Annotated in this window: 23 protein-coding genes; 14 read left to right on the plus strand and 9 right to left on the minus strand. The window is 59.2% G+C overall.

Annotated elements, in window-relative coordinates; genetic code table 11:
- Positions 1 to 351 precede the first annotated feature (351 nt).
- Positions 352 to 1,053, plus strand: a complete 702-nt coding sequence (locus tag V1T76_RS05765; protein WP_148586438.1) for a helix-turn-helix domain-containing protein — start codon at positions 352 to 354, stop codon at positions 1,051 to 1,053.
- Positions 1,054 to 1,269: 216 nt separating this feature from the next.
- Here V1T76_RS05765 and V1T76_RS05770 read toward each other — a convergent pair whose 3' ends face one another.
- Complete coding sequence (locus tag V1T76_RS05770) at positions 1,270 to 1,677, minus strand: DUF4332 domain-containing protein (protein WP_330559647.1); 408 nt, start codon at positions 1,675 to 1,677, stop codon at positions 1,270 to 1,272.
- Between the two features lie 45 nt (positions 1,678 to 1,722).
- A complete protein-coding gene (locus V1T76_RS05775) occupies positions 1,723 to 2,115 on the minus strand; it encodes a DUF2780 domain-containing protein (RefSeq protein ID WP_330559648.1) in 393 nt (130 codons plus the stop codon).
- 221 nt (positions 2,116 to 2,336) lie between these two features.
- On the opposite strand from V1T76_RS05775, the gene V1T76_RS05780 reads away from it, so the two are divergent.
- From V1T76_RS05780 to V1T76_RS05805, 6 genes are all read left to right on the plus strand, one after another.
- A complete protein-coding gene (locus V1T76_RS05780; RefSeq protein ID WP_330559649.1) occupies positions 2,337 to 3,896 on the plus strand; it encodes a helicase HerA-like domain-containing protein in 1,560 nt (519 codons plus the stop codon).
- 8 nt (positions 3,897 to 3,904) lie between these two features.
- The gene (locus V1T76_RS05785; RefSeq protein WP_330559650.1) at positions 3,905 to 4,852 is read left to right on the plus strand and encodes a cation transporter; all 948 of its coding nucleotides are present in this window, start codon (positions 3,905 to 3,907) and stop codon (positions 4,850 to 4,852) included.
- A gap of 88 nt (positions 4,853 to 4,940) precedes the next feature.
- Positions 4,941 to 6,881 (plus strand): mechanosensitive ion channel family protein, encoded by a 1,941-nt coding sequence (locus V1T76_RS05790; RefSeq protein ID WP_330559651.1) that lies wholly within the window; start codon positions 4,941 to 4,943, stop codon positions 6,879 to 6,881.
- A 150-nt stretch (positions 6,882 to 7,031) separates the two neighbouring features.
- Positions 7,032 to 8,420, plus strand: coding sequence for a dipeptidase (locus V1T76_RS05795; protein ID WP_330559652.1), 1,389 nt, complete (start codon positions 7,032 to 7,034; stop codon positions 8,418 to 8,420).
- A 106-nt stretch (positions 8,421 to 8,526) separates the two neighbouring features.
- Positions 8,527 to 9,108, plus strand: coding sequence for a TIGR00730 family Rossman fold protein (locus V1T76_RS05800; protein WP_330559653.1), 582 nt, complete (start codon positions 8,527 to 8,529; stop codon positions 9,106 to 9,108).
- A gap of 162 nt (positions 9,109 to 9,270) precedes the next feature.
- A complete protein-coding gene (locus V1T76_RS05805; RefSeq protein ID WP_330559654.1) occupies positions 9,271 to 9,861 on the plus strand; it encodes a DUF1131 family protein in 591 nt (196 codons plus the stop codon).
- 214 nt (positions 9,862 to 10,075) lie between these two features.
- Here the strand turns inward: V1T76_RS05805 and V1T76_RS05810 are convergent, their stop codons facing one another.
- Complete coding sequence (locus tag V1T76_RS05810; protein ID WP_330559655.1) at positions 10,076 to 11,113, minus strand: phytanoyl-CoA dioxygenase family protein; 1,038 nt, start codon at positions 11,111 to 11,113, stop codon at positions 10,076 to 10,078.
- Between the two features lie 176 nt (positions 11,114 to 11,289).
- Between V1T76_RS05810 and meaB the strand changes: the two genes are divergently transcribed.
- Positions 11,290 to 12,288, plus strand: coding sequence for a methylmalonyl Co-A mutase-associated GTPase MeaB (gene meaB / locus V1T76_RS05815; RefSeq protein ID WP_330559656.1), 999 nt, complete (start codon positions 11,290 to 11,292; stop codon positions 12,286 to 12,288).
- Entirely contained in the window at positions 12,285 to 12,896 is a 612-nt protein-coding gene (locus V1T76_RS05820) for a pyroglutamyl-peptidase I family protein (RefSeq protein WP_330559657.1), read from the plus strand. Before meaB ends, V1T76_RS05820 begins: the two co-directional genes overlap by 4 nt.
- Positions 12,897 to 13,132: 236 nt before the next feature.
- On the opposite strand, the gene V1T76_RS05825 is transcribed toward V1T76_RS05820, so the two are convergent.
- A complete protein-coding gene (locus V1T76_RS05825) occupies positions 13,133 to 13,711 on the minus strand; it encodes a TetR/AcrR family transcriptional regulator (protein ID WP_330559658.1) in 579 nt (192 codons plus the stop codon).
- A gap of 204 nt (positions 13,712 to 13,915) precedes the next feature.
- Between V1T76_RS05825 and V1T76_RS05830 the strand changes: the two genes are divergently transcribed.
- Both V1T76_RS05830 and V1T76_RS05835 read left to right on the plus strand, forming a co-directional pair.
- A complete protein-coding gene (locus V1T76_RS05830; protein WP_330559659.1) occupies positions 13,916 to 14,389 on the plus strand; it encodes a YHS domain-containing (seleno)protein in 474 nt (157 codons plus the stop codon).
- Positions 14,390 to 14,569: 180 nt separating this feature from the next.
- The gene (locus V1T76_RS05835; RefSeq protein WP_330559660.1) at positions 14,570 to 15,940 is read left to right on the plus strand and encodes a TIGR03808 family TAT-translocated repetitive protein; all 1,371 of its coding nucleotides are present in this window, start codon (positions 14,570 to 14,572) and stop codon (positions 15,938 to 15,940) included.
- A 228-nt stretch (positions 15,941 to 16,168) separates the two neighbouring features.
- Here V1T76_RS05835 and V1T76_RS05840 read toward each other — a convergent pair whose 3' ends face one another.
- A complete protein-coding gene (locus tag V1T76_RS05840) occupies positions 16,169 to 16,969 on the minus strand; it encodes a dimethylarginine dimethylaminohydrolase family protein (protein ID WP_330559661.1) in 801 nt (266 codons plus the stop codon).
- Positions 16,970 to 16,981: 12 nt separating this feature from the next.
- Here V1T76_RS05840 and V1T76_RS05845 point away from each other — a divergent pair, with 12 nt between their 5' ends.
- Positions 16,982 to 17,431 (plus strand): GNAT family N-acetyltransferase, encoded by a 450-nt coding sequence (locus V1T76_RS05845; RefSeq protein ID WP_330559662.1) that lies wholly within the window; start codon positions 16,982 to 16,984, stop codon positions 17,429 to 17,431.
- Between the two features lie 156 nt (positions 17,432 to 17,587).
- Here V1T76_RS05845 and V1T76_RS05850 read toward each other — a convergent pair whose 3' ends face one another.
- From V1T76_RS05850 to V1T76_RS05865, 4 genes are all read right to left on the minus strand, one after another.
- The gene (locus V1T76_RS05850) at positions 17,588 to 18,616 is read right to left on the minus strand and encodes an asparaginase (protein WP_330559663.1); all 1,029 of its coding nucleotides are present in this window, start codon (positions 18,614 to 18,616) and stop codon (positions 17,588 to 17,590) included.
- Between the two features lie 35 nt (positions 18,617 to 18,651).
- Positions 18,652 to 19,830, minus strand: coding sequence for an aminotransferase (locus V1T76_RS05855; RefSeq protein ID WP_330559664.1), 1,179 nt, complete (start codon positions 19,828 to 19,830; stop codon positions 18,652 to 18,654).
- A 117-nt stretch (positions 19,831 to 19,947) separates the two neighbouring features.
- Positions 19,948 to 20,715 (minus strand): substrate-binding periplasmic protein, encoded by a 768-nt coding sequence (locus tag V1T76_RS05860; RefSeq protein WP_330559665.1) that lies wholly within the window; start codon positions 20,713 to 20,715, stop codon positions 19,948 to 19,950.
- A 168-nt stretch (positions 20,716 to 20,883) separates the two neighbouring features.
- Positions 20,884 to 21,120: a hypothetical protein gene (locus V1T76_RS05865; protein WP_330559666.1), complete on the minus strand. Its 237-nt coding sequence runs from the start codon at positions 21,118 to 21,120 to the stop codon at positions 20,884 to 20,886.
- 258 nt (positions 21,121 to 21,378) lie between these two features.
- On the opposite strand from V1T76_RS05865, the gene V1T76_RS05870 reads away from it, so the two are divergent.
- Entirely contained in the window at positions 21,379 to 22,917 is a 1,539-nt protein-coding gene (locus tag V1T76_RS05870) for a SulP family inorganic anion transporter (RefSeq protein WP_330560223.1), read from the plus strand.
- Between the two features lie 172 nt (positions 22,918 to 23,089).
- Positions 23,090 to 24,904 (plus strand): adenylate/guanylate cyclase domain-containing protein, encoded by a 1,815-nt coding sequence (locus tag V1T76_RS05875; protein WP_330559667.1) that lies wholly within the window; start codon positions 23,090 to 23,092, stop codon positions 24,902 to 24,904.
- The last annotated feature ends 72 nt before the right edge of the window (positions 24,905 to 24,976 follow it).

Here is a 24,976-nt window from a genome sequence, read left to right on the forward strand (position 1 = left end):
TATAAAAAATAAATTTCTCTACGAAATACGTTTTTCAATCTACGCTTACGAAGACGTTAAACACTTCGCCGAAAGACTTTTTGACTTCTTCTAGGCGGTAACTTGTCAATTTTTTGGCGGAATAAGCTAATTTTGCCAGTTTTCCCTATTGGTACCATCATCAATTGTATTGTAGCGTATAGCTGCTGACGCATGGGAATTTCTACCCTCATAACAAATGCGCGGCACCGGGATCTGACACTCACCTGCATAGGTTTGGCGGTTCACGGTTATCACCCATCAGCGGCTGATCCGGTACACGTTCGGACACCCGCAAAGAAGCGGCAATCCAAGCCGCAAAGGATGTGCACAATGCTTGATCAAACGGAATTGAAGAGCAAGCTGAGAGCAATCTCGGAAGCAAATGCCGCCCATCATGTACTCGATATCCTGGAATCGAACCTTCGCCGCATGGGGGCGACGCATATCCTGATAACAGGCTTGCCTATGCCGAACCGTCCGATCGACAACCTCGTTCAAAGGTTCCGGTGGCCCGATCAACGCAATGACGGAATTGAAAGCACCTCGCTTTCTGCAAATGACAGCGCCCTTATGCTTGGCCTTGGCTCCAACCGGGCCCGCGTCTGGACAATCTCCGCCGGAGACATGGAGCATTCCGACCTTCTGGCATCTGCCGGGGAAGGAAGCCAGGTCCTCGTCATCCCCGTGACGGAGCTTTATCCCTTCCAGGCCTTCGTCTTCGCGAGCGGCCCGGCTCTTCAGGTCAACAAATACGATCTGTCGAACCTGGAAGCTCTCGCAGCCGCCGCCTTCTCGCGCCTGCGCGAACTTGGTGTGATTTCCGGACAGCGGCCGGGCGCCTTGTCGACCCGGGAACGCAGGGTTCTGGAACTGACCGCCTACGGCAAGACAGCCGGCGAAATCGCAGACGTGCTCGACATCTCGCAGCGGACCGTCCACGCTCATCTGCAGAACGCCAGCGTCAAGTTGAACGCTTCGAACAAGACCCACACGGTGGTCGAAGCACTTCGTTACGGCCAGATCAGCGTCTGACGACGCTTTCTGAGACTAAAGCTTTTCATAGCTGACAACAGGCGTACTTCGGTGCGCCTTTTTTTTGCCTTGGTACACAACCCGACAATCAGTCCGTCGGTTGAGCCTGCGTCCAGAGCGCGACTTGCCCGCCAACTTCAACGGGCCCGACTGCCAAAAGGAAAAGGCGCGCTGATCGCACGCCTTTTTGTTGTCTCATAATTCGGTTTGCCGACCTCAGTAGGTCAACATCGGCGGCAATTCCTTGGCCTGCTCGACCCATTTCGAGACCTGGCTTTCGCTCGGCACCTGGCGAACGAGCTTCTTGGCCTCGTTCACTTCCTGCATCTTTTCCGCAAGATTGGCGGCATTGCGATGTTTCAGTTCCTTCACCGTGTCGACACCGGCTGCTTCCAGAAGTTCGGAATATTCCTCGCCGACACCGCTAATGCGCATCAGATCCGCCATGTTGGCCCACTTGAGAATGCGCTTGCCGTCGATGCCGGTTGCTTCTTCAAGTGCCTTGCGACCTTTCGGGTCCTTCGCACGTTCCAGATAGGCTTCCGTAGTCTTGATGCCGACTTCACCAAGCTTTGCGGCATAGGTCGAGCCGATACCTTCGATTTCATCGATGGAATAAGACATGCGCTCAGAACTCCCTAATCAACCGGCAACCGAACCTTGGGACAGTCAAACGATCTGGCTCAGTCCCGGAATTTGTGAAACCACTTCGTTCACAACATCGTCCCCGGCTTTTTCCTTAGCATAGGAAACGAGTTCTTTGACAACACTTTGCACGCCATCCATATCAAGGCCTGCATTGGTCAACTCATTCAGCGCGGCCATGGCGCCCATGCCGCCGCCCATCATGCTTCCAAGGCCACTCAGAAAGCCGCCGCCGGAACGTGCTGCGGCCCGCTCTTCCACCAGTTCTTTGGCCCCCGGCAAAGCATCGAAGATGAGCTCCATCTTGTCTTCCGGACCTTCCTTGTTCAGGAAGCCCAGAATGATGCCGATAGCGTTCTTTGCGACATCTTCTTCAATGCCGGCAGCCGCCATGATCCGGTTGATGAGCTCTTCCATGAAAATCTCCTGATCAAATATCTGGCGCCAAGTCATCAGGCGCTTGTTTGGCTTCTCTATACAAGCCGGAAGGTGCCCGCGTCGATGGTCAATTCCCGTTCTGCTTGACTATGCCGCATCCACCCTGCGCTCTTGCGCAGCTTCCCCTGGCAACAGAATATTTCAATCTCGTCGCGAAAGGCACTAGGCTGCGGCAAGATGCAGGGATTCGGGGGATAAACGTGACGGCGAAAGACAGTATTTTCATTGGGTCCAGCACCAGGGAAGAAACCCTCACACTCAAGCTCGCCAACCGCCACGGCCTGATTGCCGGAGCCACTGGCACGGGCAAGACGGTGTCGCTTCAGATCCTCGCCGAAGGCTTTTCAAAGGCCGGAGTTCCTGTCTTCTGCGCCGATATCAAGGGCGACCTGTCGGGCCTAGCCACCTCTGGCGTCTCAAAGGATTTTCTGGAAAAACGCGCCAGCGATGTCGGGATAGCTGACGAATACAGCTACGAAGCCTTTCCCGCGGTGTTCTGGGACCTTCTCGGCGAGCAGGGGCACCCGATCCGCACCACCGTTTCGGAAATCGGTCCGCTGCTGCTTGCTCGCCTGCTGGAACTCAACGATACCCAGGAAGGCGTTCTGAACGTCCTGTTCGAATTGGCAGACGATGAAGGCCTGCTTCTACTGGACCTGAAAGACCTCCGGGCCATGCTGTCCCATGTGGCAGAGCGGGCGTCTGAACTGTCGACCATCTACGGCAACGTCTCCAAGGCCTCCGTCGGCGCCATCCAGCGCCGCCTTCTGGTGCTGGAGCGCCAGGGGGGTGAACACTTCTTCGGGGAACCGGCACTGGACATCCGTGACTTCATCCGCACAGCGCCGGACGGACGCGGCGTCGTCAATATTCTTGCAGCGGACAAACTCATGTCCGCTCCCCGCCTCTACGGCGTGTTTCTGCTCTGGATGCTGTCGGAACTCTTCGAGGAACTGCCGGAAGTCGGTGATCCTGAAAAACCGAAACTGGTGTTCTTCTTCGATGAAGCCCATCTTCTCTTCTCCGATGCGCCCAAGGCATTGATAGAAAAGGTGGAACAGGTTGTCCGGCTGATCCGCTCCAAGGGTGTCGGTGTCTATTTCGTCACCCAGAACCCCCTGGACGTACCGGAGACGGTGCTTTCCCAGCTTGGCAACCGTATCCAGCATGCCCTGCGCGCCTTCACCCCACGCGACCAGAAGGCCGTACGGGCGGCTGCCGAAACCTTCCGCCCAAACCCGGACCTCAACACCGAACGGGTGATCACCGAGCTTGGTGTCGGCGAAGCCCTGGTCTCTACCCTGGAAGGCAAAGGCATTCCGTCGGTTGTTCAGCGCACGCTGATCCGCCCTCCCTGTTCCCGGCTCGGTCCGGTTACCCAGGCTGAACGACGCGCGCTGATACAGTCCAGCCCGGTCTTCGGCACATACGAGCGCACCCGCGACCGCACGTCCGCCTACGAGGTCCTGATGGGCCGTGCGCAAGAGGCCCAGCGACAGGAAGAGCGGCGGCGGGAAAAGGAAGACAGCTACGCCCAAAAGCATGGCGAGCCCCGCCGCTCCCGCTCCGGCTTCCAGCTTCCCGACTTCGGACGCGATGACAGACCGCGTCAGGAAAGCCGGGAGCGGCGCAGCAACCGCCGTGGCCAGCGTGACACGGTTCTGGAGGCAGGGCTTAAATCAGCGGCGAGAAGCCTGGGCTCTTCACTCGGACGGGCGCTCGTGCGCGGCTTGCTTGGGTCCCTGAAAAGAGGCAACTAGATCAAGCGATGTCGGCAAGTGTGGCCCAGAACCTGGCAATCGAGCGCAGGGCGCTTGTCGTCGGCAAATGGGCCAACCTGTTCATGGCTGCTGCCGGGCTCTTGACCGCCTGGGCATCCAGGTCCGACGCCATGCTGGTGGACGGGCTTTATTCGGCAGTCAACTTCATTTCCGCCATTGCCGCCGCCCGCATAGGCGCAAGGGTCGGCCTGCCGCCGACACGCTCCAGGCCCTGGGGGCATGATTTCGACGAGGTGCTCTACGTCACCTTCCGCAGCCTGATCCTGATCGGTGTGCTGGTCTTTGCAGCTTTCGTCTCCATTTCGAAAATCTGGACCTTCTTTTCCGGTGGCGTCGTGCCGCAACTGGTGTTCGGGCCGATTGCGGTTTACGCGGTTGTCATCGTCAGCATCTGCCTTGGCCTTGCAGCCAATTTTCACCGTGCCTACAGAAACACCGGCCGGCGCAGCGCGATCCTGAGGACAGAAGCCCGCGCCGCGCTCATTGACGGCGCGCTCAGCGTGGGTTCGGGGGCTGCACTGCTGTCCCTGCCCTATCTGGAAGGCACGATTCTGGGCCCTTACGTGCCGATCGGAGATGCGGTGATCGTTCTGGTGCTGATCCTTGCAATCATCTGGCAGCCGCTTTCGACGTTCCGCACGACACTGGCCGATCTTGCCGGTGTCAGCGCGCCAAGCGGAACCTATGCCAAGGTCGCCCGTGCGGCCCGGACCCTCGCCCGCGAGAAAGGCTACCGTCTTCACCGAGCCGCCGTTCTCCAGGCCGGTCGCATGCACTGGGTTGCTGTCTATCTCGATCCGAAGAAACCGGTTCTTGCCGAGGAAATAGACGAGTTCCGCGACCTGCTCTCGGCCCGGCTTGAAGATGCCATCGGACCAGCTCGGGTAGAAGTCGTCCTGACAGCGAGCGATGACACCAAACCGGATCGCAAATAGTACGGATGATATAATTTTCCCCCGGGTAACAGGATGGTTACCCCTTCCCGTTATGGCTGTAGGCGCAACAACGGGTAGATGGGGCATCATGCAAGACCGAGTAATCCGGCCACAACCGAACGTGAAAGCCGAGCGTTTGCATCAGCGCCCTGTCACGCCGCTGCTGCATCTGCTGTTTCTGCTGTCACTTATAACCGCTGTGATCACCGGGGCTTCAGGGGCCTGGGCACAGACACCCGACGCGGCGGCTGTGGTGAGCCAGGAGCGCGTGGGAAAGCTGGATCAGGAACGGATTGCACAGGCACGTGAATACCTGCGCGACAACCCGATCTCGCCTCCGGACACGTCCAGCCCGCGTGCGACACTGGAAAGCTTCGTCTACATCATGAACGAAGTGAACACGCTCTGGATGTCTGTCCGGGACAGCTATGACAACAGCAACCGGCTGTTTCTGTCGGACGAAGAACAGGAAACACTGGTTCTGGTCGAGGCGCTCCTGTCGAAGGCAGCGCAAACCTTCGACCTGAGCGACATCCCCGTAACCTCGCGCGAAAATGCCAGCGTCGAGATCGCGCTGCAGCTTCAGGAGATCCTGGACAGGATACCGGCGCCTCTTTTTGAAGACATTCCCGGCTCGCCCGCCGGCAGCTTCATCAGGACCGGCGATCAGTCCAGCCTGCCCGACCACTGGACGATCCCCGGCACCAGCATCACACTGATACGACAGGACACTGGAGAACGGCACGGCCAGTATCTGTTTTCGAAATCCTCCGTCGAACGCATTCCCGAAGACTATGCCGTTGTCCGGGTGCTGCCCATCAAGGCCGACAGGGGGGAAGACCTCTTCGAATATTACATCTACACCCCTGGCAACCTGGTCGCACCGCTCTGGTATGATGTGATCGAAGCCGGGCCCGATTTCCTGCATAAGCACTTTGCCGATCAGGCCTATTGGCAATGGCTCGCCCTCATCGGCCTGTTTGCCGTTTATGCAATTGTGCTCGGCTATTACGTCCGCTGGCGCAGAATGCGCGCGGTGTCGGTGCATGAAGGCACCCGTATCGTGCATGCGATCCTCAATCCGATCCTCGTGATTCTTGGAGCAAGCCTTTTCCGTTATCTGTGCGAAGACCAGATCAACATCACCGGCACGCCTCTTGTGGCCATCGGCACGGCGAGCACGGCCATCATCTGGTCGGCCACGTCCTGGATGGTTTACCAGATCCTGCAGCTCTTCTACGTCTGGTTTTCCAGCAGCTCCGGCGCTGCCAGGGACGGTCTCGATGTCAGTCTTCTGCGCACGGGTTTCCGCGTCTTCTCCCTTGGCATTGCGCTGATCGTGCTGGGTTATGGCGCAACCCAGATCGGCATTCCGATCTACGGCGTCATCGCAGGTCTCGGTGTCGGCGGCCTCGCCATTGCCCTTGCCGCCCAGCCGACGATTGAAAACCTGATCGGCGGGATCATTCTTTATGCCGACCGGATGGTGCGCGTTGGCGAGTTCTGCCAGTTCGACGATCTGGCCGGCACGGTGGAATCCATCGGCATCCGTTCCACCCGCATCAGGGCGCTTGACCGAACGCTCATCACCGTTGCCAATGCCGACCTCGCCAAACGGAAAATCATCAACTACAGCTACCGCGACCAGTTTCATTTCCGCCACAAGCTCGGCTTGCGCTACGAAACCAGCCAGGAAGCCCTGAAGCGCATTCTGGCTGCGATCCATGATTACCTTCAGGCGCATGAAAAGGTGGTCGAAGATCCGCTGCGCGTCCGTCTGATCAGCTTCGACGACTATGCCGTTACGGTCGACGTCTATGCCTATGTGCAGGCCTCCAACATGGCCGACTTCCTCGAAATTCAGGAAGAACTGCTGTTCGGCATAAGGGAGATTGTCGAAACAAACGGCTCGGAAATCGCCTATCCGTCGTCGACCGTCTATCTGTCCCGCGACAAGGGACTTCAGGATGGACAGGCAGCCGGAGACAGCCGCCCTGCCAGCGATAAGGAAGAGACGCAGGCCGCCTGACGCTTCCGCGTCCGGCACGCTGCGACAGGCTTCGGCTTCGGCAATAAGCAATTGCGCTCGGCGCGCCGATATGGCCTGTTAGGACCTTCTCACATTGCCTGAGTCCATCGGGCCTCAGCTCCTATTTGTACAAAAATTCAAGGATCCGTTATGAGTTCCATCGACAAGGTCTTGGCGCGCATCGATGCCAATCTCGACAATAGCCTCGACCGTCTGTTCGACCTCCTCAAGATCAAGAGCATCTCCACCGATCCGGCCTTCAAGGCCCCCTGCCGCGAGGCTGCAGAATGGCTGGCGAAAGAACTGAACGACATCGGCTTTGAAGCCTCCGTGCGCGACACGACCGGCCATCCGATGGTTGTCGGCCACCGCAAGTCGGGCAAGCCGGGCCCGCACGTGCTGTTTTACGGCCACTACGACGTTCAGCCAGTCGATCCGCTGAACCTGTGGAAGCGCGACCCGTTTGACCCGGCCATCGAAACAAAGCCGGACGGCAGCAAGATCATCGTTGCCCGTGGGTCCGCCGACGACAAGGGCCAGTTGATGACCTTTGTCGAAGCAGCGCGCGCCTATCTGGAAGAAACCGGCGACCTGCCGCTCGACGTGACGATCCTGTTCGAAGGTGAGGAAGAATCCGGTTCGCCGTCCCTTCATCCCTTCCTTGATGCCAACAAGGACGAACTGACCTGCGACCTCGCACTTGTGTGCGACACCGGCATGTGGGACGCGGAAACGCCCGCAATCTCCATCATGCTGCGTGGCATGGTCGGGGACGAGGTCATCGTCAAGGCGGCCAGCCGTGACCTGCACTCTGGCTCCTATGGCGGTTCGGCTCAAAACCCGAACCACATCGTCGCCTCGATCATTGCCGGTCTGCACGACGAAAACGGCAAGGTGACCCTGCCCGGGTTCTACGACGGTGTCATCGATATGCCGGAAGAAGTCACCAGGATGTGGGGCGAGCTCGGTTTCTCGGTCGAGGAATTCCTCGGCGACGTCGGCCTGAAATATCCGCGCGGCGAAAAGGACCGCATGCCGCTTGAGCACCTGTGGACCCGCCCGACCGTTGAAGTGAACGGCATGTGGGGCGGTTACCAGGGAGCCGGCTCCAAAACCGTGATCCCGTCCGAAGCTCATGCCAAATTCACCTTCCGTCTTGTTGGCGATCAGGATCCGGACAAGATCCAGGAAGCGTTCCGCGCCTATGTGCGCTCGAAAGTCCCGGCGGACTGCACGGTGGATTTCATCGCCAAGGACGGCAGCCCTGCGTTACGGCTCGACTTTGCGATGCCGGCTCTGGAAAAAGGCAAGAAAGCCCTCAAGGCCGAATGGGGCAAGGATGTCGCGCTGACCGGAATGGGCGGATCGATCCCGATCGTGGGTGACTTCAAGCGCAGGCTGGGCATGGATTCCCTGCTGATCGGCTTTGGTCTGGAAGACGACCAGATTCACTCGCCGAACGAAAAATACAATCTGACCAGCTTCCACAAGGGCATCCGTTCCTGGGCCCGCGTCCTTGACGAACTGGCCAAAGACTAAGCCTCGCAATGGGCACGCGGAAGGAAACCTCCGCGTGCCTTGGAACTGACCGCGAACACGTTACCCTGATGACATCCCCTTCCGCGTCAGCAACCGGAGAACAGACATGAAATCCATTTGCGTCTTTTGCGGCTCCAGCTATGGCGCGCTCGAGGCATATGCAGATGTTGCACGTGATACGGGACGCGTCATCGCCGAACAGGGCTATACGCTTGTCTATGGCGGCGCCAAGGTTGGCCTGATGGGCACGGTTGCCGATGCCGCACTTGCTTCCGGGGGCAAGGTGATCGGCGTGCTGCCCCGATCCCTGCAGGACAAGGAAATCGGCCATGAAGGCTTGAGCGAGCTGCACCTTGTCGATTCAATGCATGAACGCAAGGCGATGATGGCCGATCTCTCCGACGCCTTCATTGCGCTTCCTGGCGGCGTTGGCACGCTGGAAGAGATTTTCGAAGTCTGGACCTGGGGGCAGCTCGGCTATCACAAGAAGCCCTGCGGTTTTCTCAACGCCGAAGGCTATTACGATCACCTGATCACCTTCCTCAACCACCAGACCCAGCAGGGTTTCACCAAACAGGTGATGCGCGACATGGTGCAGATCGCCAGTTCTCCGCTGGATATGATCCGCCAGTTCGAGAATTATGCACCGCCTTCCGCGCCCAAATGGATCAACCGGGACGAAACCTGACAGGCGACAAAACAAAGGCCTTGAAGCCCTTGCGGCACTTTCCCGGACAATCCGGAAACTGTCCACAGGGGTCATCGCTCTCTTTGCAAACAAGACGTTACTTGGTAAATCCCGTATCGCTTCTGCGCGCTTCGGCGCAGACACCTCAGCCCGAGTATCATTATGCGTCTAACTGCCATCGGTCTTGCCTGCCTTTTCGCACTTACAGGAGCGGCCTGCGCCCCGACGTCAGATCTGGACGGTACATCCGGGCGGTTGGTACGAACCTCCGACATCACCCTGGTCCAGATCTCGGAAGATCATGTCGGCGGCATTACCGGTGAGACCCAATACGGCCAGAAGGCCATCGAGGCCGCCCTGCCCGGCTTCACCACCGAAGGCATTCAGACAGCCAACGAAAATTCCACCGAATGGGCACTCGCGGCTTTCAACAGCGACGGGTTTCAGGTGTTGCAGGTTTTCAAGGGCCAGAACGGCAAGATCCGCACCGTCCACGGTGTGACCCACCACCTTCAAGGCCCGAACGGCGAGCGGATCGGCATGACCTTTTCCGAAATCGGCTCCTCGCGTGCCGATTGCCGCGTCGGTCAGAACCTGTGGCGTGGCATGGCAATCTGCCATTCCGACGGCCATCCGAACGTGGAACTGGTCTACGCAATCCCGGGCTACGACGGCCCGTTCGACCGCTTGCCGGCCGAAAACGACCTGTTCGACGCCCAGCTCCAGCGGATCCTCTGGACACCGAAGAGCTGACGGTTACAACCAGCCAGGTTCATTCCGACAGCCCCCAATTTCCCCCTCATCCTGAGGAAGCGCTAAAGCGCTGTCTCGAAGGATGGGCGGCACACTCCTGAGCAAGTGGCCCATCCTTCGAGACGGACCTTCCGGTCCTCCTCAGGATGAGGTTGGACGGGAACAATTGACTATCGGATCTCTGAAACAAAGAAATCAGAAGATACCTCAGCCCTCACACATGCGGCTGTGAACGGACCATGACTTCGCCCACCTTGCGCCAAACGTTACGCTGTTTCAGGGTCTTTTCCGCAACATCGGCGAGATCCATCAAGACCGGCATACCGCGATCCTTGAGACCCGGCAGTGCCTTGATGTCGCCGCCTGTCCACGGCAGGAATGGGTTGCGGCGCATGTGCCAGTGGATTTCCGAGCGGATCGTCGGCTTGTCGGACGGCGTGCGGCCATGGAAGGCGAAGGTATCAGCCACGATCAGCGTGTTTTCCGGCACCGCCATCTTCTTCGGTTGCGGCAGGCCCAGAGAGGCAAGCTCATCCGCCTTTATGCGGAACGAACCGCTGGCATGATGGGATCTCAGGTCCTTGGCTGCGCTCAGGGAGCACTCATACTCCCATTCCAGCCGCTCCTTGGTGAGTTTGTGCGAGCCCGGCACAAAGAAGAATGGTCCATTCTCCTCGCCGACATCCTGCAGGAACAGCCAGGCCTTGGACGTTGCGTGGAACGTGTCGGCGTGCGCATCGGACTGCGGGTCCTTTTTCTTCACCTTCAGCGGTTCGACAAGAACTGTCTGAATGAAGTTGAGCGGCTGCCCTCCCTGTGAGGCGGCATAGCGGATCATGTTGATCGCGCGCGGGTCGCGTACGGTCGCAGCCAGCGCCGCGTTTCTGCGCAGCACGTCCGGCGGCAGTAGGGTCATCCGCGTTACCGCCTGTCCCTGGCGCATCTCCCGCGATTCGAACGGCTGGTTGAACACCTCTTCCTTGAGCTGGCGGAACGTGTCCTCCGGCAGGAAGTCCTTGACCAGGAAATAGCCATTCTCATCGAAGAAAGCCTGCTGCTCCCGGTCCACCAGATGTGCCAGCTTCGCGCGTCGGTGCGCGGCCAGATCAGCGGCAAGTTTCACCCGTTTCTTGTGCAGCCCCCAGGTATTCAGCCGCTCGCTGCCCAGCAGCGGGTTCTTGCGCGGTGACTTGTCGGTTCCGGCGAGACCCAGAACCCAGAACGGGGCTTTCAGATAGGACAAGGGTGTCATGCAGCACCAAAAATGAATTTCATCGAAGTGGCGTGTATCTAACACGTTTTTGCCTGCGGGTTTCAATGTTTCCATCCAGTTTGACGCTGTTTTGCGCCATCTGAATGCATCACGAATGCACCTTCACCCTTTGGCGGCAGTGACCTTTGCCGAATCCTGCGCTAACACCTTGAGGCATGACGACAACGCCACGAAATCTTGACCCGGCCAAACTGGCGGACGGTCTGAAAGCCGGACAGCGCGCGGCGCTGGCCCGAGCCATCACGCTTGTGGAGTCGCGCAAGCGCGAGCACCGCCGTCTGGCCCAGCATCTGATCCAGGATCTGCTGCCTCTGACGGGCAAGGCGCTCAGGGTTGGAATTACCGGCGTGCCGGGCGTCGGCAAGTCGACCACCATCGATACTCTGGGGTCAAATCTGACGGCGGCAGGGCACAAGGTTGCCGTGCTAGCCGTCGACCCCTCCTCCACCCGCACCGGCGGATCGATCCTTGGCGACAAGACGCGCATGGCACAGCTTGCCGTCGACCCGAATGCCTTCATCCGCCCCTCGCCCTCCGCAGGCACCCTCGGCGGGGTTGCCGCAAAGACGCGGGAAACCATGCTGTTGTGCGAGGCAGCCGGCTACGATGTGATCCTGGTGGAGACTGTCGGCATCGGCCAATCGGAAACGACCGTTGCCGACATGGTGGACTTCTTCCTTGTCCTGATGCTGCCCGGTGCCGGTGACGAGCTTCAGGGCATCAAGAAGGGCGTTCTTGAAATCGCCGACATGATCGCCGTCAACAAGGCAGACGGCGACGGTGCAAACCGTGCGCGCGCCGCTGCCTCGGATTACCGTGCCGCCCTGCACATCCTGGCCCCCAAGTCGCCCACATGGACCCCGCCCGTCATCACGGTGTCCGGCCTTGCCAACGAAGGCCTCGATAATCTGTGGGACCAGATCACCGTCTACCGCGAGCGCATGCAGGCCAGCGGTGAATGGCATGAAAAACGAAGCCGCCAGCAGGTCGCCTGGATGTGGGACATGCTTCAGCAGCGCATGATGGAAGCGCTCACAACGAACACCCGCACAGCCGAGCGTCTCAAATCGCTTGAAGAAGAAGTGCGCGGCGGCAAGACCGCCGTTTCGCTCGCAGTCGATGAACTGGCCACGTTAATGGGGCTTGGCGAATGAAGACGTCTGTTCGCAAGACCGTTCTGGTCACCGGCTTTTCACCCTTCCCCGGGGCACCCGTCAATCCGACAGAACGGCTGATGCGGCGGCTGGCCAAGCGCATGCGGGCGCATCAGTCAGGTGTCGACTTCGTCTTTCATGTCCTGCCGACCACCTGGGCGGGGCGTGAAGAGGTTACCGGCCGGCTCCGCACGACCCTTCTGCCGGATGCCATCGTGCATTTCGGCGTCGACGGCACCCGGCGAACCATCAACATAGAAACAAGGGCCGTCAACAGGGCTGTGCGTGTGCGCCCGGATGCCTTGGGCAAGGCACCGGCGAGGCCGGAACTGGCGCTCTCGCAAGAACGCTCGCGGCGATCGACCCTGCCCGCCGCCCCGCTGCGCGATGCTGCTCTTGCCGCAGGCGCACCGGCCCGGCTGTCCACCAATGCCGGAACCTATCTCTGCAACGCCACGCTTTGGGATTCCATCGGCTCGGGCATTGCGAGCATCTTCGTTCATGTTCCCGCGTTGCCGAAAGGCCCGCGCGACACAAGACCGACCTATCCGGTCATCGAGGAAGCTGCCGTTAGGATCCTGCGGGAACTGGCAAGGCGCTTGCGATAAGGGGGCGCGGGACACTCTCCTGAAGAATCTTTCCCCTCATCCCTTCACCCTCATCCTGCGGAGGGCTGAAAGCCCATCTAAAAGGATGGGCCGCTTGCTCCGGAATGTGTCGCCCATCCATCGAGACAGCACTTCGTGCTTCCTCAGGATGAGGTGGTATTGGATTATCTGAAATTCAGTATTTCGGGACTTCAAAGTCCCCAAGCCGCAAAAAACCACCTGCTCCGGCTTCAGCCTCAACGCACGCGCCCAAGCATCCTCTCGACCTGGCGAATGCAGTCCGCCGCCATATCGGCTGATAAGCCCGCCCGGCCGAGAACCCGCAAGCCGAAATAGGCTGTCAGAATGCCACGTGCGGTGCCGCGTGCGTCGGTTTCCTCAAGCCCATCATCCTGAAGCGCACGGCAAAAACCGTTTTCCAGACGTCTGGTCATGGCCTGCAGCTTTGCTTCCGCCTCGGAGCCCCCTGCCTTGTCGACCAGGGCATTGCACAAAAAGCAGCCCAGTCTGTCGCCTTCCTTCTGCGCGAGATCGGCGATCCGACCGAACAGGGCGAGGATGCGGTCCCCACCCGTGCCTTCTGCCGGGTCGCCCAGAAAGGCGACGGTGTTGCCGACCACCTGATCGTTGTACCTGTCGAGCGTTGCCAGATAGACCGACTGCTTGTCCTGGAACGCCTTGTAGAAAGAGCCCTTGGTGATCGCCATGGCACCGAGCAACTCGGACAGAGAGGCTTCGTCGTAGCCAACGTCCCAGAACAGTTCCATGGCCTTTTCCAGTGCCTCATCGGCATCGAATTCCCGAGGTCTTGCCATTCTGTCTCCCGTCAAGCCGCATTCACGAAATGCTCAACCGTGTGTCACGCGCTTGTGTTTTGTACCATTCGGTTCCTAACTCTATTTAGGAACCACCGGCAGGGTTGGTCAAGTGCGACCAATTAGGAACCAATTGGTTCCAATTTCACCATCGCTTGAGCACCTCTTCGCCGGACAAGTTCAACCCCTCGGGAGTGTTTCTAAATGTTCGCAAACTTCATTCGCGGCTCGGTCGCGGCTCTTGTCGTTGTCACCGGTCTGGTTTCCAGCGCCTTCGGTGCCGGTTTCGATGTCAACGCCACCATCACGGGCCTCGCCCTTCGCGGTGTCGACCCGGTCTCCTATTTCGTCAATGGAGCTCCGCAGGACGGTGATATCTCCATCACTGAAGTCCATAACGGTGCCACCTACCGCTTCGCTTCTGAAGAAAACCGCAAGCTCTTCAAGCAGAACCCGGAAAAGTACCTGCCGCAATACGGCGGTTTCTGTGCCTTTGGCGCTGCCATGGGCGTGAAAGTCGATGGCGATCCGGACCTGTGGAAGATCGTCGACAACAAGCTTTACCTCAACCTCGCGCCGTCGATCCAGGAACGCTGGAACAAGGACATCCCGGGCTTCATCACCAAGGCTGATGAAAACTGGGTTGGTCTGGAAAGCGTCGACCCGAGCAGCCTCTGACCGGTCTCTTCTGCCCCTGTAGATCGGTTAACTGACCGGCCGGGCCTTGTGCCTGGCCGGTTTTTTTGTGCCGACTTAACTATTGCCTGATGGTCATTCCGGCACGGCTCTTGCGTTTGCAACCGCAGATACCTGAGACGCATCCCAATCCGGGACGCAAGCGAGCAATTGGCCGGACCGATGACACGTAACCTTTCAAAACTGAACCGCCGCGCGTTTCTAGCCGGGACAGCTTTGTGTCTTTCCGGGACAGTCGCCGCGGCCCAGATGAAGGTTGCCGACCTGCGCGGCTCCATCGATTCCCAGGAACTTGGCCTCCTGCCCAATGCGGCCGACGACCAAAGCGCCCAGTTTCAAAATGCCGTCAACCGGGCTGTGGAGCGTGGCCGCGCCCTTTTCCTGCCAGCCGGCACCTACCCGGTCGCCAACCTTCGCCTGCCTTCCGGCACGTTGATTGTGGGCGTTCCCGGCAGGACACGGCTTGTCTATCAGGGCGGCGGCGGCCAGTTGATCCGCGCCGAGAACGTGTCCAACGTCGGCCTGACCGGCATAACCTTCGACGGCGCCAATCGCTCCATCGGCGATTTCACCGAAGGACTGCTCCATTTCATCGGCGTCAGGAACGTTACCCTGGACAATTGCGAGATCACCGGTTCTTCCAAGATGGGGCTGTTGCTGGACCGCTGTTCAGGCCGTGTCGAAAATTGCCGGATTTCCGGTGCTGCCGAAGCGGGTCTTCGCTCGAACGAGGCCGAGGGCTTGGCCATCACCGGCAATACGGTGGCCGACTGTGCCAATGGTGGCATCTGGGTGCACCGCTGGCGTGAAGGGGAAGACGGCACCATCGTCTCCGGCAACCGGGTGGAGCGCATCGGCGCCCGCTACGGCGGAACCGGTCAGTTCGGGAACGGCATCAATGTCTTCCGCGCCCATGGCGTCATGGTTTCCAACAACCGCGTCGCGGACTGCGCTTTCTCAGCGATCCGGTCCAATGCCGGATCCAACGTCCAGATCATCGGCAATTCCTGCTTTCGTTCCGGCGAAACCGCGATCTATTCCGAATTCGGCTTTCAGGGAGCTGTCATAGCCAATAATATCGTCGACGGTGGCACGATCGGCATTTCCATCGCCAACTTCATGGATGGCGGCCGCCTGGCGGTCTGTTCCGGCAATCTGATCCGCAACATCAAGAAGGAAGGCCCATATCCACCGGAAGTCGCCGGCTTCGGCATCGGCATCGCGGTTGAAGCGGACACGACGCTGACCGGCAATGTGGTTGAAGGCGCGCCGAAATTCGGCCTGATGCTCGGCTGGGGCCCCTACATGCGCAACATCGCAGCCTCCCAGAACGTGATCCGGGACTGCGGCACCGGCATTGCGGTAACCGTGGTCGATGGCGCAGGTGCCGCCGTCATCACAAACAACATCGTCCAGGGCTCGAAACAGGGTGCCATCAACGGCTTCCGCTGGCTCGAAAAAGCAACAGGCGAACTGAACGATGTTTCTGAATTCAGCAATCTGACCGTTCACGGCAATCAGGTGGCTGCCTGACCGCAGAACACGCTCATCCTCCAGGACCACCGGCGACCGCTATCTCCACCCCTCAGGTACCAACACTACAAGCGGAAACGGAACGGCATGGATGCCATGATGCGTCATGGCATGAACCAAGGAGGTCGAAAGTCTGATGCTTCTCGACGGCCTCATCCTGAGAAGGCGCTTCCGCGCTTTCCCATGATCGAGACAAACAGGTCTAGGACCTGAGAAGATCGTGATCGATCAGTCCAGCGCAAACCGCAGCGACAGGCAGGACAGGCCGCCATCGACCTTTCGGGCTTCGTGGGTCGGCAGAACGACGGTTGTAAAACCGGCCGCCTCGATGGCAGCCTGGGTTTTCGGATAGCCTTCCGGCACCATCACCACATCGTTCACGCGGATGACGTTGGCAGCATAGTCTTCGCCTTCCGGCACGACCACGATTTCACGGTCGCCGAAAAATCCACTGTCCGCCATCACCTTGGTCGCGAGGATAACGCCATCTCCAAGGGTGGAGCAAGCCGTCTTGAAATGCAGCACGCCTTCCGGCGTTTCGCAAACTTCAGCCTTGTACCCCCATTCGCCCAGCAGTCCGGCAAAGGCATCAGCGCCTTCCCGGTCGGTACGCGCGGACAGACCGATCAGGATGACATCATCAAGCATCAGGATATCGCCGCCATCGACATTGCCGGTTCCCGGCAGTTCGACGACCTTGCCGAAACGGTTTTCAAGCGCAGCGCGGATCTCGGCGCTTTCCCCTGCGCGGCTGGCTGCCCCCGGGCGAAGCTGAATCGCCCCTTCCGGCAGGCAAAACGCCGGGTCTTCGACAAAGCAACTGTCAGGAAAAGCTTCCAGCGGAGGCAGAACGTCGACCGTCAGCCCCGCTTCTTGCAACGCTTGCACGTAAAGCTCATGTTCTGCCCGGAATTTCTCGCCGCTCGGGTTGCCAGTATCCACCGCCCGGATACCGTCGGCCACGCTATCGGCAGGCGTACGGGTTATCGCATGAGTAAAGTGGAAGGACAGACCGGGACGATGGGCCATGAGAATACTCCAGTGACAAAACCAAGCGCTCAACCAGCCATCCGCAAGGCGAAATTGCAAGACGCACCGCAGCTGAAAGCGTGCATCGACGCAGCCTATGCACCGGTAAAATCAACCCTGCCGGACTTGCCCGACGTCTCCGCCGGCATCGCCGCAGACATCTCACAGAACCATGTCTTCGTCGCCGAAATCGCGGACAGGATCATCGGCTGCGCCATTTTGGGTCTCAGCGGCAACAGCGCACATCTGATGAACCTTGCCGTCGATCCGCACGTCAAGGGCCGGGGTGTCGGCCGACGTCTGATCGAAGCGGCCGAGGAATTTGCCGGGAAGAACGGGGCGCGCGCGATGCATCTGGCAACCCATACAGGCATGCCTGAGAATATCGCGCTCTACGCCCATCTTGGCTGGAGTGAAATGGAAAGAAATGGCAACAAGGTGCTGATGACGAAAGACCTTTGAGAAACGGAAGATCCTGATCACACCCGAATTGGAGAAGGACCATCGCGACCGTCACGAATGCGGTCCGTTTCCTCGAATGTTTGGTTCCTGCTTTGAGACACCGCTTTTGCGACCCGTCGAGAGGAGGTTTGTGATCCGGACTCGCTAAGGCCTATCTCAGGGCAGTGCCGCCTTCAACTCGGTCAGAAAGTCCTCACGCGGCTTGATATGCCCGGCCTGGATACCGACCCGGGTCAGGATCGGCGGGTTGACGAGTCCGTCGAGCAAAGCGGCCTCATCGTCATTAAGCTCCAGCATCGCCTCCAGGACGGTTGCCATCATCACTTCGGACGCCCGGGTTGCACCGTCGTCGCATTTCAGCGAAACGCCGAACCCAAGCTCCGGAATGGACGCACAGAAGACGCCTTCAGCACCGGTCTTGACAAAGACACGGCCACGGAAAGCATCCATCACCCGCGTACAGAAACGATCTGTGCCGGCGACCATGTAAGGCTCGTTGATGCAGGCATCGAACAGCCGCTCCGCAGCCTCGGCCCGCAGCGGTTCCAGTCCCTCGCCTGTCCCGAAGGCTGCAAAGGCGCGGGCGAAGCTGCGCAAAGGCGAAGCATAAGTCGGGATCGAACAGCCATCCGTGCCGCAGACATCTTCCGACAGGGTGTCCCCGGTCATCTGCTCCATCACGTTGCGAACTTCACGCTGCACCGGATGTTCCGCATTCACATAGCCGCGCGTCTCCACCCCCATGACCTTGGCCAGACCAAGAAAACCGGCATGTTTGCCCGAACAGTTGTTGTGCAGGCCGCAGGGCGTCTCATTTGCAAGGATCAGTTTGGCAGCATCTTCCATGCGCTGCGGCCACTGCGGACCGCATTCCAGATGATCTTCCGCAAGGCCAGCTTTTATCAGCATGACCCGCGCCGAATTGGCATGAACTTCTTCGCCATTGTGCGAGGCGCAGGCAAGCGCCAGTTCCGCATCGGAATAATCGAGCGCTTCTGCAGCGCCGGATTCCACCAGAGGCAAGGCCTGAAGCGCCTTTATGGCAGAGCGTGGAAACACCCGGGCATCCACATTGCCGATACCGAAAACGAGCTTTCCGGCGCTATCGACGATCGCGATGCTGCCCCGATGCAGGCTTTCGATAACGGAGCCGCGGGTAACGTCGACCAGAGCCGGATTGTCCATGAAGTTTCTCATTTCCAGGGTTTCATAATGTCAGGCTAAGCGGATTCGGCGCGGGCCGCAGTCAAAAATGCTGCTAGACGGGCCAGCGCCTCGTCAATGACGGCATCCTGTTTGCAGAAACAGAAGCGGATGTAGCCCGAAGGCGCATCCGAACCGTAGAAGGCGGAGACGGGCACCACCGCAACGCCAGCGGCGGTGACAAGGATTTCACACGCCTCGATATCGCTTCGACCAAGCCCCAGTCCTTCAAATCCGCACGTCAGGAAATAGGTCGCGTTGCAAGGCAGAACAGAAAAGCCGAGATCGGCCAGACCCGCCGCCATGCGGTCGCGTTTGGCAGCCAGGTCTTGCGACAGGCCGTCGTAGTAACTGTCGCCCTTGCGCAGCCCGAAGGCGACGGCCTTCTGCAGGTGCGGCGGCGTGGTGAACGTCACCCACTGGTGCGCCTTGGCAATCGGGTCCATCAGTGCGGCCGGACCGGTGATATAGCCGACCTTCCAGCCGGTCAGCGAAAAGGTCTTTCCCGCGGAGCCGATCCGCACCGTACGTTCGCGCATCCCGTCCAGCGTCATCAGCGGCCTGTGCCGGCGCCCGTCAAAGACGAGATGTTCATAGACTTCGTCACAGATCGCATAGGTGTCGTACTGCCGGCAAAGAGACGCGATCAACTCAAGCTCATCGTCCGAAAACACCTTCGCCGTCGGGTTCATCGGATTGTTGATCAGGACAGCCTTGGTCTTGTCGGAGAAAGCCGCGCGAAGGGCATCTACGTCCAGGGACCAGTTCGGTGGGGTCACCCTGACGCGCACCGGAATGCCACCGGCCTGTTTCACCAGCGGCAGGTAACAATCATAAAGAGGCTCGATCAGAACGACTTCGTCCCCCGGAGACACCAGCGCGAAAATGCAATCCGCCAGCGCTTCGGTCGCACCGGACGTGACCATCACTTCGGTCTGCGGATCGACCTCCAGACCGTAGAAACGGCAATTGGCCTCTGCAACGGCCTGTCGCAGGTCCGGTATGCCCAGCATGGGCGGATACTGGTTCGGCCCCTGCAGCAGCGCATCGGCCGCAGCCTGCCGGATATCCGCAGGACCGTCGACATCCGGAAACCCCTGCCCGAGGTTCACCGCGCCATGCGCCATCGCAAGCCGCGACATCGTCTCGAAAACAGTGGTGGCAATGCCGGTGAAGACCGGATTGGTCGGCTTCATGGTTCCTCCCGAGCGCCTTTTTGCCGGTTCTAATCCCAGCCGCGTGTGCCGTCGAGCTTTTTCATCTGAACGGGGTGCAGGTAAACCCGGAGGAGGTGCAATCGAGGCCCTGGCTTGTCAGCTCCAGCCGGTCCTGTGCAGGACATTGTCGTCTTGCCGTGGAGCCCTCTCCTCCGCACCATCGGTTTCCTGTCCCTCCGGCACGGAAAGCATCCTTCGCAGAACGGCTTCGATCCTTGGCACCAGATCCACATGTTTTTCATGCAGATAGTGATAGAACGCGACCTCATGCAAAGACGGTCCTAACGGAAAAACATCTTCCAGGTTCTTGTCCCGAATGATGCGCCGCCCCGTGCCTTCCCCGGCAATGACGAGATCGACGCGGTCACGCCGTAGCATCTCGAACAATTGTTCCGGCGTGTCGGCAGTCCAGATCTCGGCAAACCCCTCTGCCAGTTCCGAGGCGAACCGCGCGCCGGAGACATGACCGACCCGCAAATGCCGGAGCTGGGTGAAAGACTTGCCACGAAGCTGGCGTTTGTTCGCATAAGCAAAGGTACGCGCCACAATGACCGGCACATCGACGCGCAACAGGCTGCTGTGGTCGGCTCCGACGGCCTTCACCCGAACCAGCTCTCCATCGGTCTTGCCGGAAGCAGCATCCAGCAGTGCCCTTTGCGGGTTGCTTATGACTGTTTCAATCCGAATGCCGAGTTCCGAATAAGCCTTGGCGAGGATTTTCTCTGCGACCGGCGTCAGATTGGGGGCTTCAAAACCGGATAATCTAAGGACTTCCTGCGCTCGGGCGGTGGAGATAAAAAGAAGAGCGCTCAACATGGAGCAGAAGATGAGCCGGTACATTGCGTCTCCTTTAACTGCTGCCATGACAAACTCGTTCAACATCTGCAGTTCGACTGCGGCCGCGTCCTCAGCAATCCAAAATCTGATGCAATGACCCTACGGGACAATTTGCGGGGTATGCAACCTGATTGCATTGCGGTGGTAAATTCTGATGAGAACATCCCAAAACCTGCATCAGACCGGTGCATCCACTCAGCTTTCAGAGCCAGCCCTATGGACTGAAACCGGCTCACCTGCGCGCCAAATGCCAATGCAGCAAAAGAAAAAGGAAGCAACGGACCAAAATAGCGGGAATTGAACGATCAGTAGCCCGATATGATTGGCCTGACCACATTCACTTCCGGCGCAAACGAGAAATGATTTGCCGGCATCTAAAATCAATTGGACCCGATGTAGCCATTTTTCCTGGATGTCATCTGGAGAAGACATTCAAATTTCCGGTTTCAATTACCCCATGACTTCCCACAATTTTCTTTCATCTCTCAAGAACTCTAGACAACGCATGGCTGCTCCTCGGTAGTCTGTCTTGCTGCATTGCAAAAAATCGATTAGAAGATGGCAACTTGATCCAGGTCAAAAGCGCAAATCCGGGCAGGGATTGGCGCTGACCTAAAAAACCACACCAAATATCCGGAGCAGCTCGTGTCAGCACGCGCGGAGGCCGTTGCGCCTGAACAACCGTTGAAAATGGATGCGTCCCGCATCAAAACCGAACTCCTCGCAGGGTTGACCGTCGCCCTGGCGCTTGTCCCCGAAGCTGTGGCTTTCGCCTTTGTTGCCGGCGTCAATCCGCTGGTAGGTCTCTACGCGGCGTTTTTTGTCGGCCTCATCACCGCCTGTATCGGCGGCCGACCGGGCATGATCTCGGGTGCGACCGGCGCCCTGGCCGTGGTGATGGTCTCCCTCGTTAGCCTGCATGGAGTGGAATACCTCTTCGCCACCGTAGTGCTGATGGGACTGATCCAGATCGTGGTGGGCCTGCTGAAGTGGGGCAAGTTCATTCGCATGGTCCCTCACCCGGTCATGCTTGGCTTCGTCAACGGCCTGGCCATCGTGATCTTCCTTGCCCAGCTCGGCCAGTTCAAGGTTCCTGATGGCAACGGCGGACTGACCTGGATGACGGGCTCTCAGCTTTATCTGATGCTCGGCCTGATCGCGCTCACCATGGCCGTCATCTGGTTCCTGCCCAAGATCACATCTGCCTTTCCGGCGCCGCTCGCGGGCATTCTTGTTGTCTCCGGGCTCGTGCTGGGCTTCAACCTCGACACCCGCGCAGTCGGCGATCTGGCCTCGATTTCCGGCGGTCTGCCCGAGTTCCACATTCCCATGGTGCCGCTGACGCTCGACACATTGCAGATCATCCTGCCCTACGCCGTGATCCTGGCTGCCATCGGCTTGATTGAGTCCCTTTTGACACTGAACCTGGTGGCCGACCTGACCGGCACCAAGGGCGGTGCTTCCAAGGAATGCCTTGCACAGGGCACGGCAAACGTGGTGACAGGCTTCTTCGGCGGCATGGGCGGCTGCGCGATGATCGGCCAGTCCATGATCAACGTGAAATCCGGTGCACGCACCCGGATCTCCGGCATTGCCGCAGCTCTATTCCTGCTCTCCTTCATTGTCATCGCCTCACCGCTGATCGAACAGATCCCGGTCGCGGCGCTGGTCGGCGTGATGTTCATGGTCGTTATCGGCACCTTTGCCTGGACCAGCCTGAAGATCATGCACAAGATCCCGCCGATCGATGCGCTCGTGATGGTCATCGTGACGTGTGTCACCGTCTACTCGGATCTCGCGGTCGCTGTCGTTGTCGGTGTGATTATCTCCGCCCTCGCCTATGCCTGGAATGCGGCCAGCCGCATCCGTGCCCGCACGGGCACAAGCAAGGAAGGCTGGAAGGTCTATCGTCTGAGCGGGCCGTTGTTTTTCGGCTCCACAACCAGATTCACCGACCTGTTCGATCCGCTGAACGACCCTGAAGACGTTGTCGTCGACTTCATCGACAGCCGTGTGGTCGATCATTCCGGCCTGGAAGCGATCGATGCACTGGCCTCCAAGTATGTCGCAGCCGGCAAGCGCCTGCACCTGCGCCATCTGTCGCCGGACTGCAAGAAGCTTCTGGCCAAGGCAGGCGACCTTGTTGAAGTCTCGGTTCTTGAGGACCCCGACTACGAAATCGCCGTGGACTACGGTCATAAGTTCGACCGGGTTGAAAAAGCCACCTGACGCGCCTTTCGACGCATCAATTCACGAGACCCGCGTGGCTTCAGCCCTGCGGGTCTTTTTGTATTTGAAGCAGGTTTCTGGCGCTCGCGGCGGTTCCCCGATTGCTCCGCGGCGCGTAATTTGAAACAGATACGAGCCTAGCAACGAAATAGCGCACGATCAGGACGTCACGGTGTCAGCACGCAGGAAACTCTTCATCACGCCGACCCTTGCAACTGTCATCGGCAGCTTCGTGCTGATAACTGCAGCCGCCATCCTGTTCATACAGGCTGTCACCTCATCGCAAGTCGTCAGGCGAATGGGCGGCGAACTGGTCGACATCGGCATGGACGCGGCGGAAACTGCGTTTGTCGAGCAACTGCATGCCATCACCGAAACCGCCGAATTCACCCGGTTGACCTATGAGCGCAAGGAGCTGCCGCTCGACGACCCCGACCTTGTCCTGTCCTATCTCTACGGTGCACTTGCCCCCATGGAGCAGGTGTCCTTCCTTGTGCTGGTGGATGAAAGCGGCCGGGGCGTCGATATCGACAGGGGCGATGCGGATGGCAAGCTGCTGGGCGGCGACGTCAACCTGGCGAAGGATATCCCGATCCTCGTTCCCCTGTCCGAACGCGCAAAGACACAGACCGGCGCGTTTTGGAGCGAGCCGTTCTATATGCCGAACCGGGAGCACACTTACTACGTCTTCGTGCGCCCGCTCCACGAGGGAAAAACCTATCGTGGTAGCCTGATGATCGGCATGTCACTCGACAGAATGTCCGAAATCACCTGGCATGTTTCCACGGACGACATAACCGTGTTCCTGATGAAGGAAGGATCGGACGAAATCGTCGCCCATCCGGACCTTCACAAATCCTTTGGCGACCTCAGCACGGATATGCCGCTGCTCAACGTTACTCAGCTCCCCGATGCCTTTCTGGCCGGGTTCGAGGACATGCCCCAGGTCGACAAGGCGTCGTTCGACATTTCCGAGGACCTCGATATCTATTCCGGCACAGACCCGGACGGGGCCAAACGGTTCGTGATTCTGGAGCAGAAGAACAAAAACCTGCTGGGGCTTCCGGTCAGGATTGGCGTGCATTTTCCTGCCGAGTACCTGGACCAGCCGCTGAAGCAACTGCTGATGGCGCTTCTTGTGGGCGGCGGACTTCTGGTCATCTCCCTGCTCGGCGCGGTTTTGCTGGCACGGCGGATCGCAAGGCCGGTGCAACGGGCGTCGGTTGCAGCCAGAGAAGTGGCGGACCTGAACCTTGAAGCCGTTTTCCCCCTGCCCACCAGTATCATCCGCGAGCTGGACGATCTCTCGAAGGGGTTCAATGCCATGGTCGGCGGCTTGAAGGCCTTCAACCGCTATGTTCCGGCGACACTCGTCCGCAAACTCCTGCGCGAAGGCAGAGCGGATGCGCCGCCGGAAGAACGGGAGGTCGCGGTGCTGTTCACCGACATCGCCGGCTTCACGTCAGCCTCCGAAGGCATGACGGCGAGCGAAACGGCTGCTTTCGTGAACCATCATCTTTCCATGCTGGGAGCGGAAATCACACAGGAAGGCGGCACCATCGACAAATACATCGGCGACAGTGTCATGGCCTTCTGGGGCGCTCCGGAGCGGCTGGAAAATCCTGCAGAACCTGCCGCGCGAGCGGCAATCGGAATGGCGCGGGCCATCAGGGCCGACAATCAGACGCGCATCGCCCAGGGCGATGCACCGGTGCGCATCCGCATAGGCCTTCACATGGGTCCGCTTGTCGTCGGCGACATCGGCGCGCCGGAACGCGTCAACTACACGGTCATCGGCGACACGGTAAACGCCGCCTCCCGTCTGGAAAGTCTCGGCAAGGAGATCGACGAGAACGCTGACGTGGTAATCCTCGTCTCGGACGAAATCGCCAAACGACTCGACAGCAAGATCAATCAGGAGGCCATTGGTCCGCATATGGTCAAAGGCAAATCGGAACCAGTCGAGGTTGTCCGTTTGCGAGGCTGACCCGCCACAGGCCGCGATCCTTGCAGTTGCCTGGTTGGCCGACGTCCCCGCGCTTTGCCTCAAGACATTATC

Source organism: Roseibium sp. FZY0029 (assembly GCF_036350355.1).
Lineage (GTDB): Bacteria > Pseudomonadota > Alphaproteobacteria > Rhizobiales > Stappiaceae > Roseibium.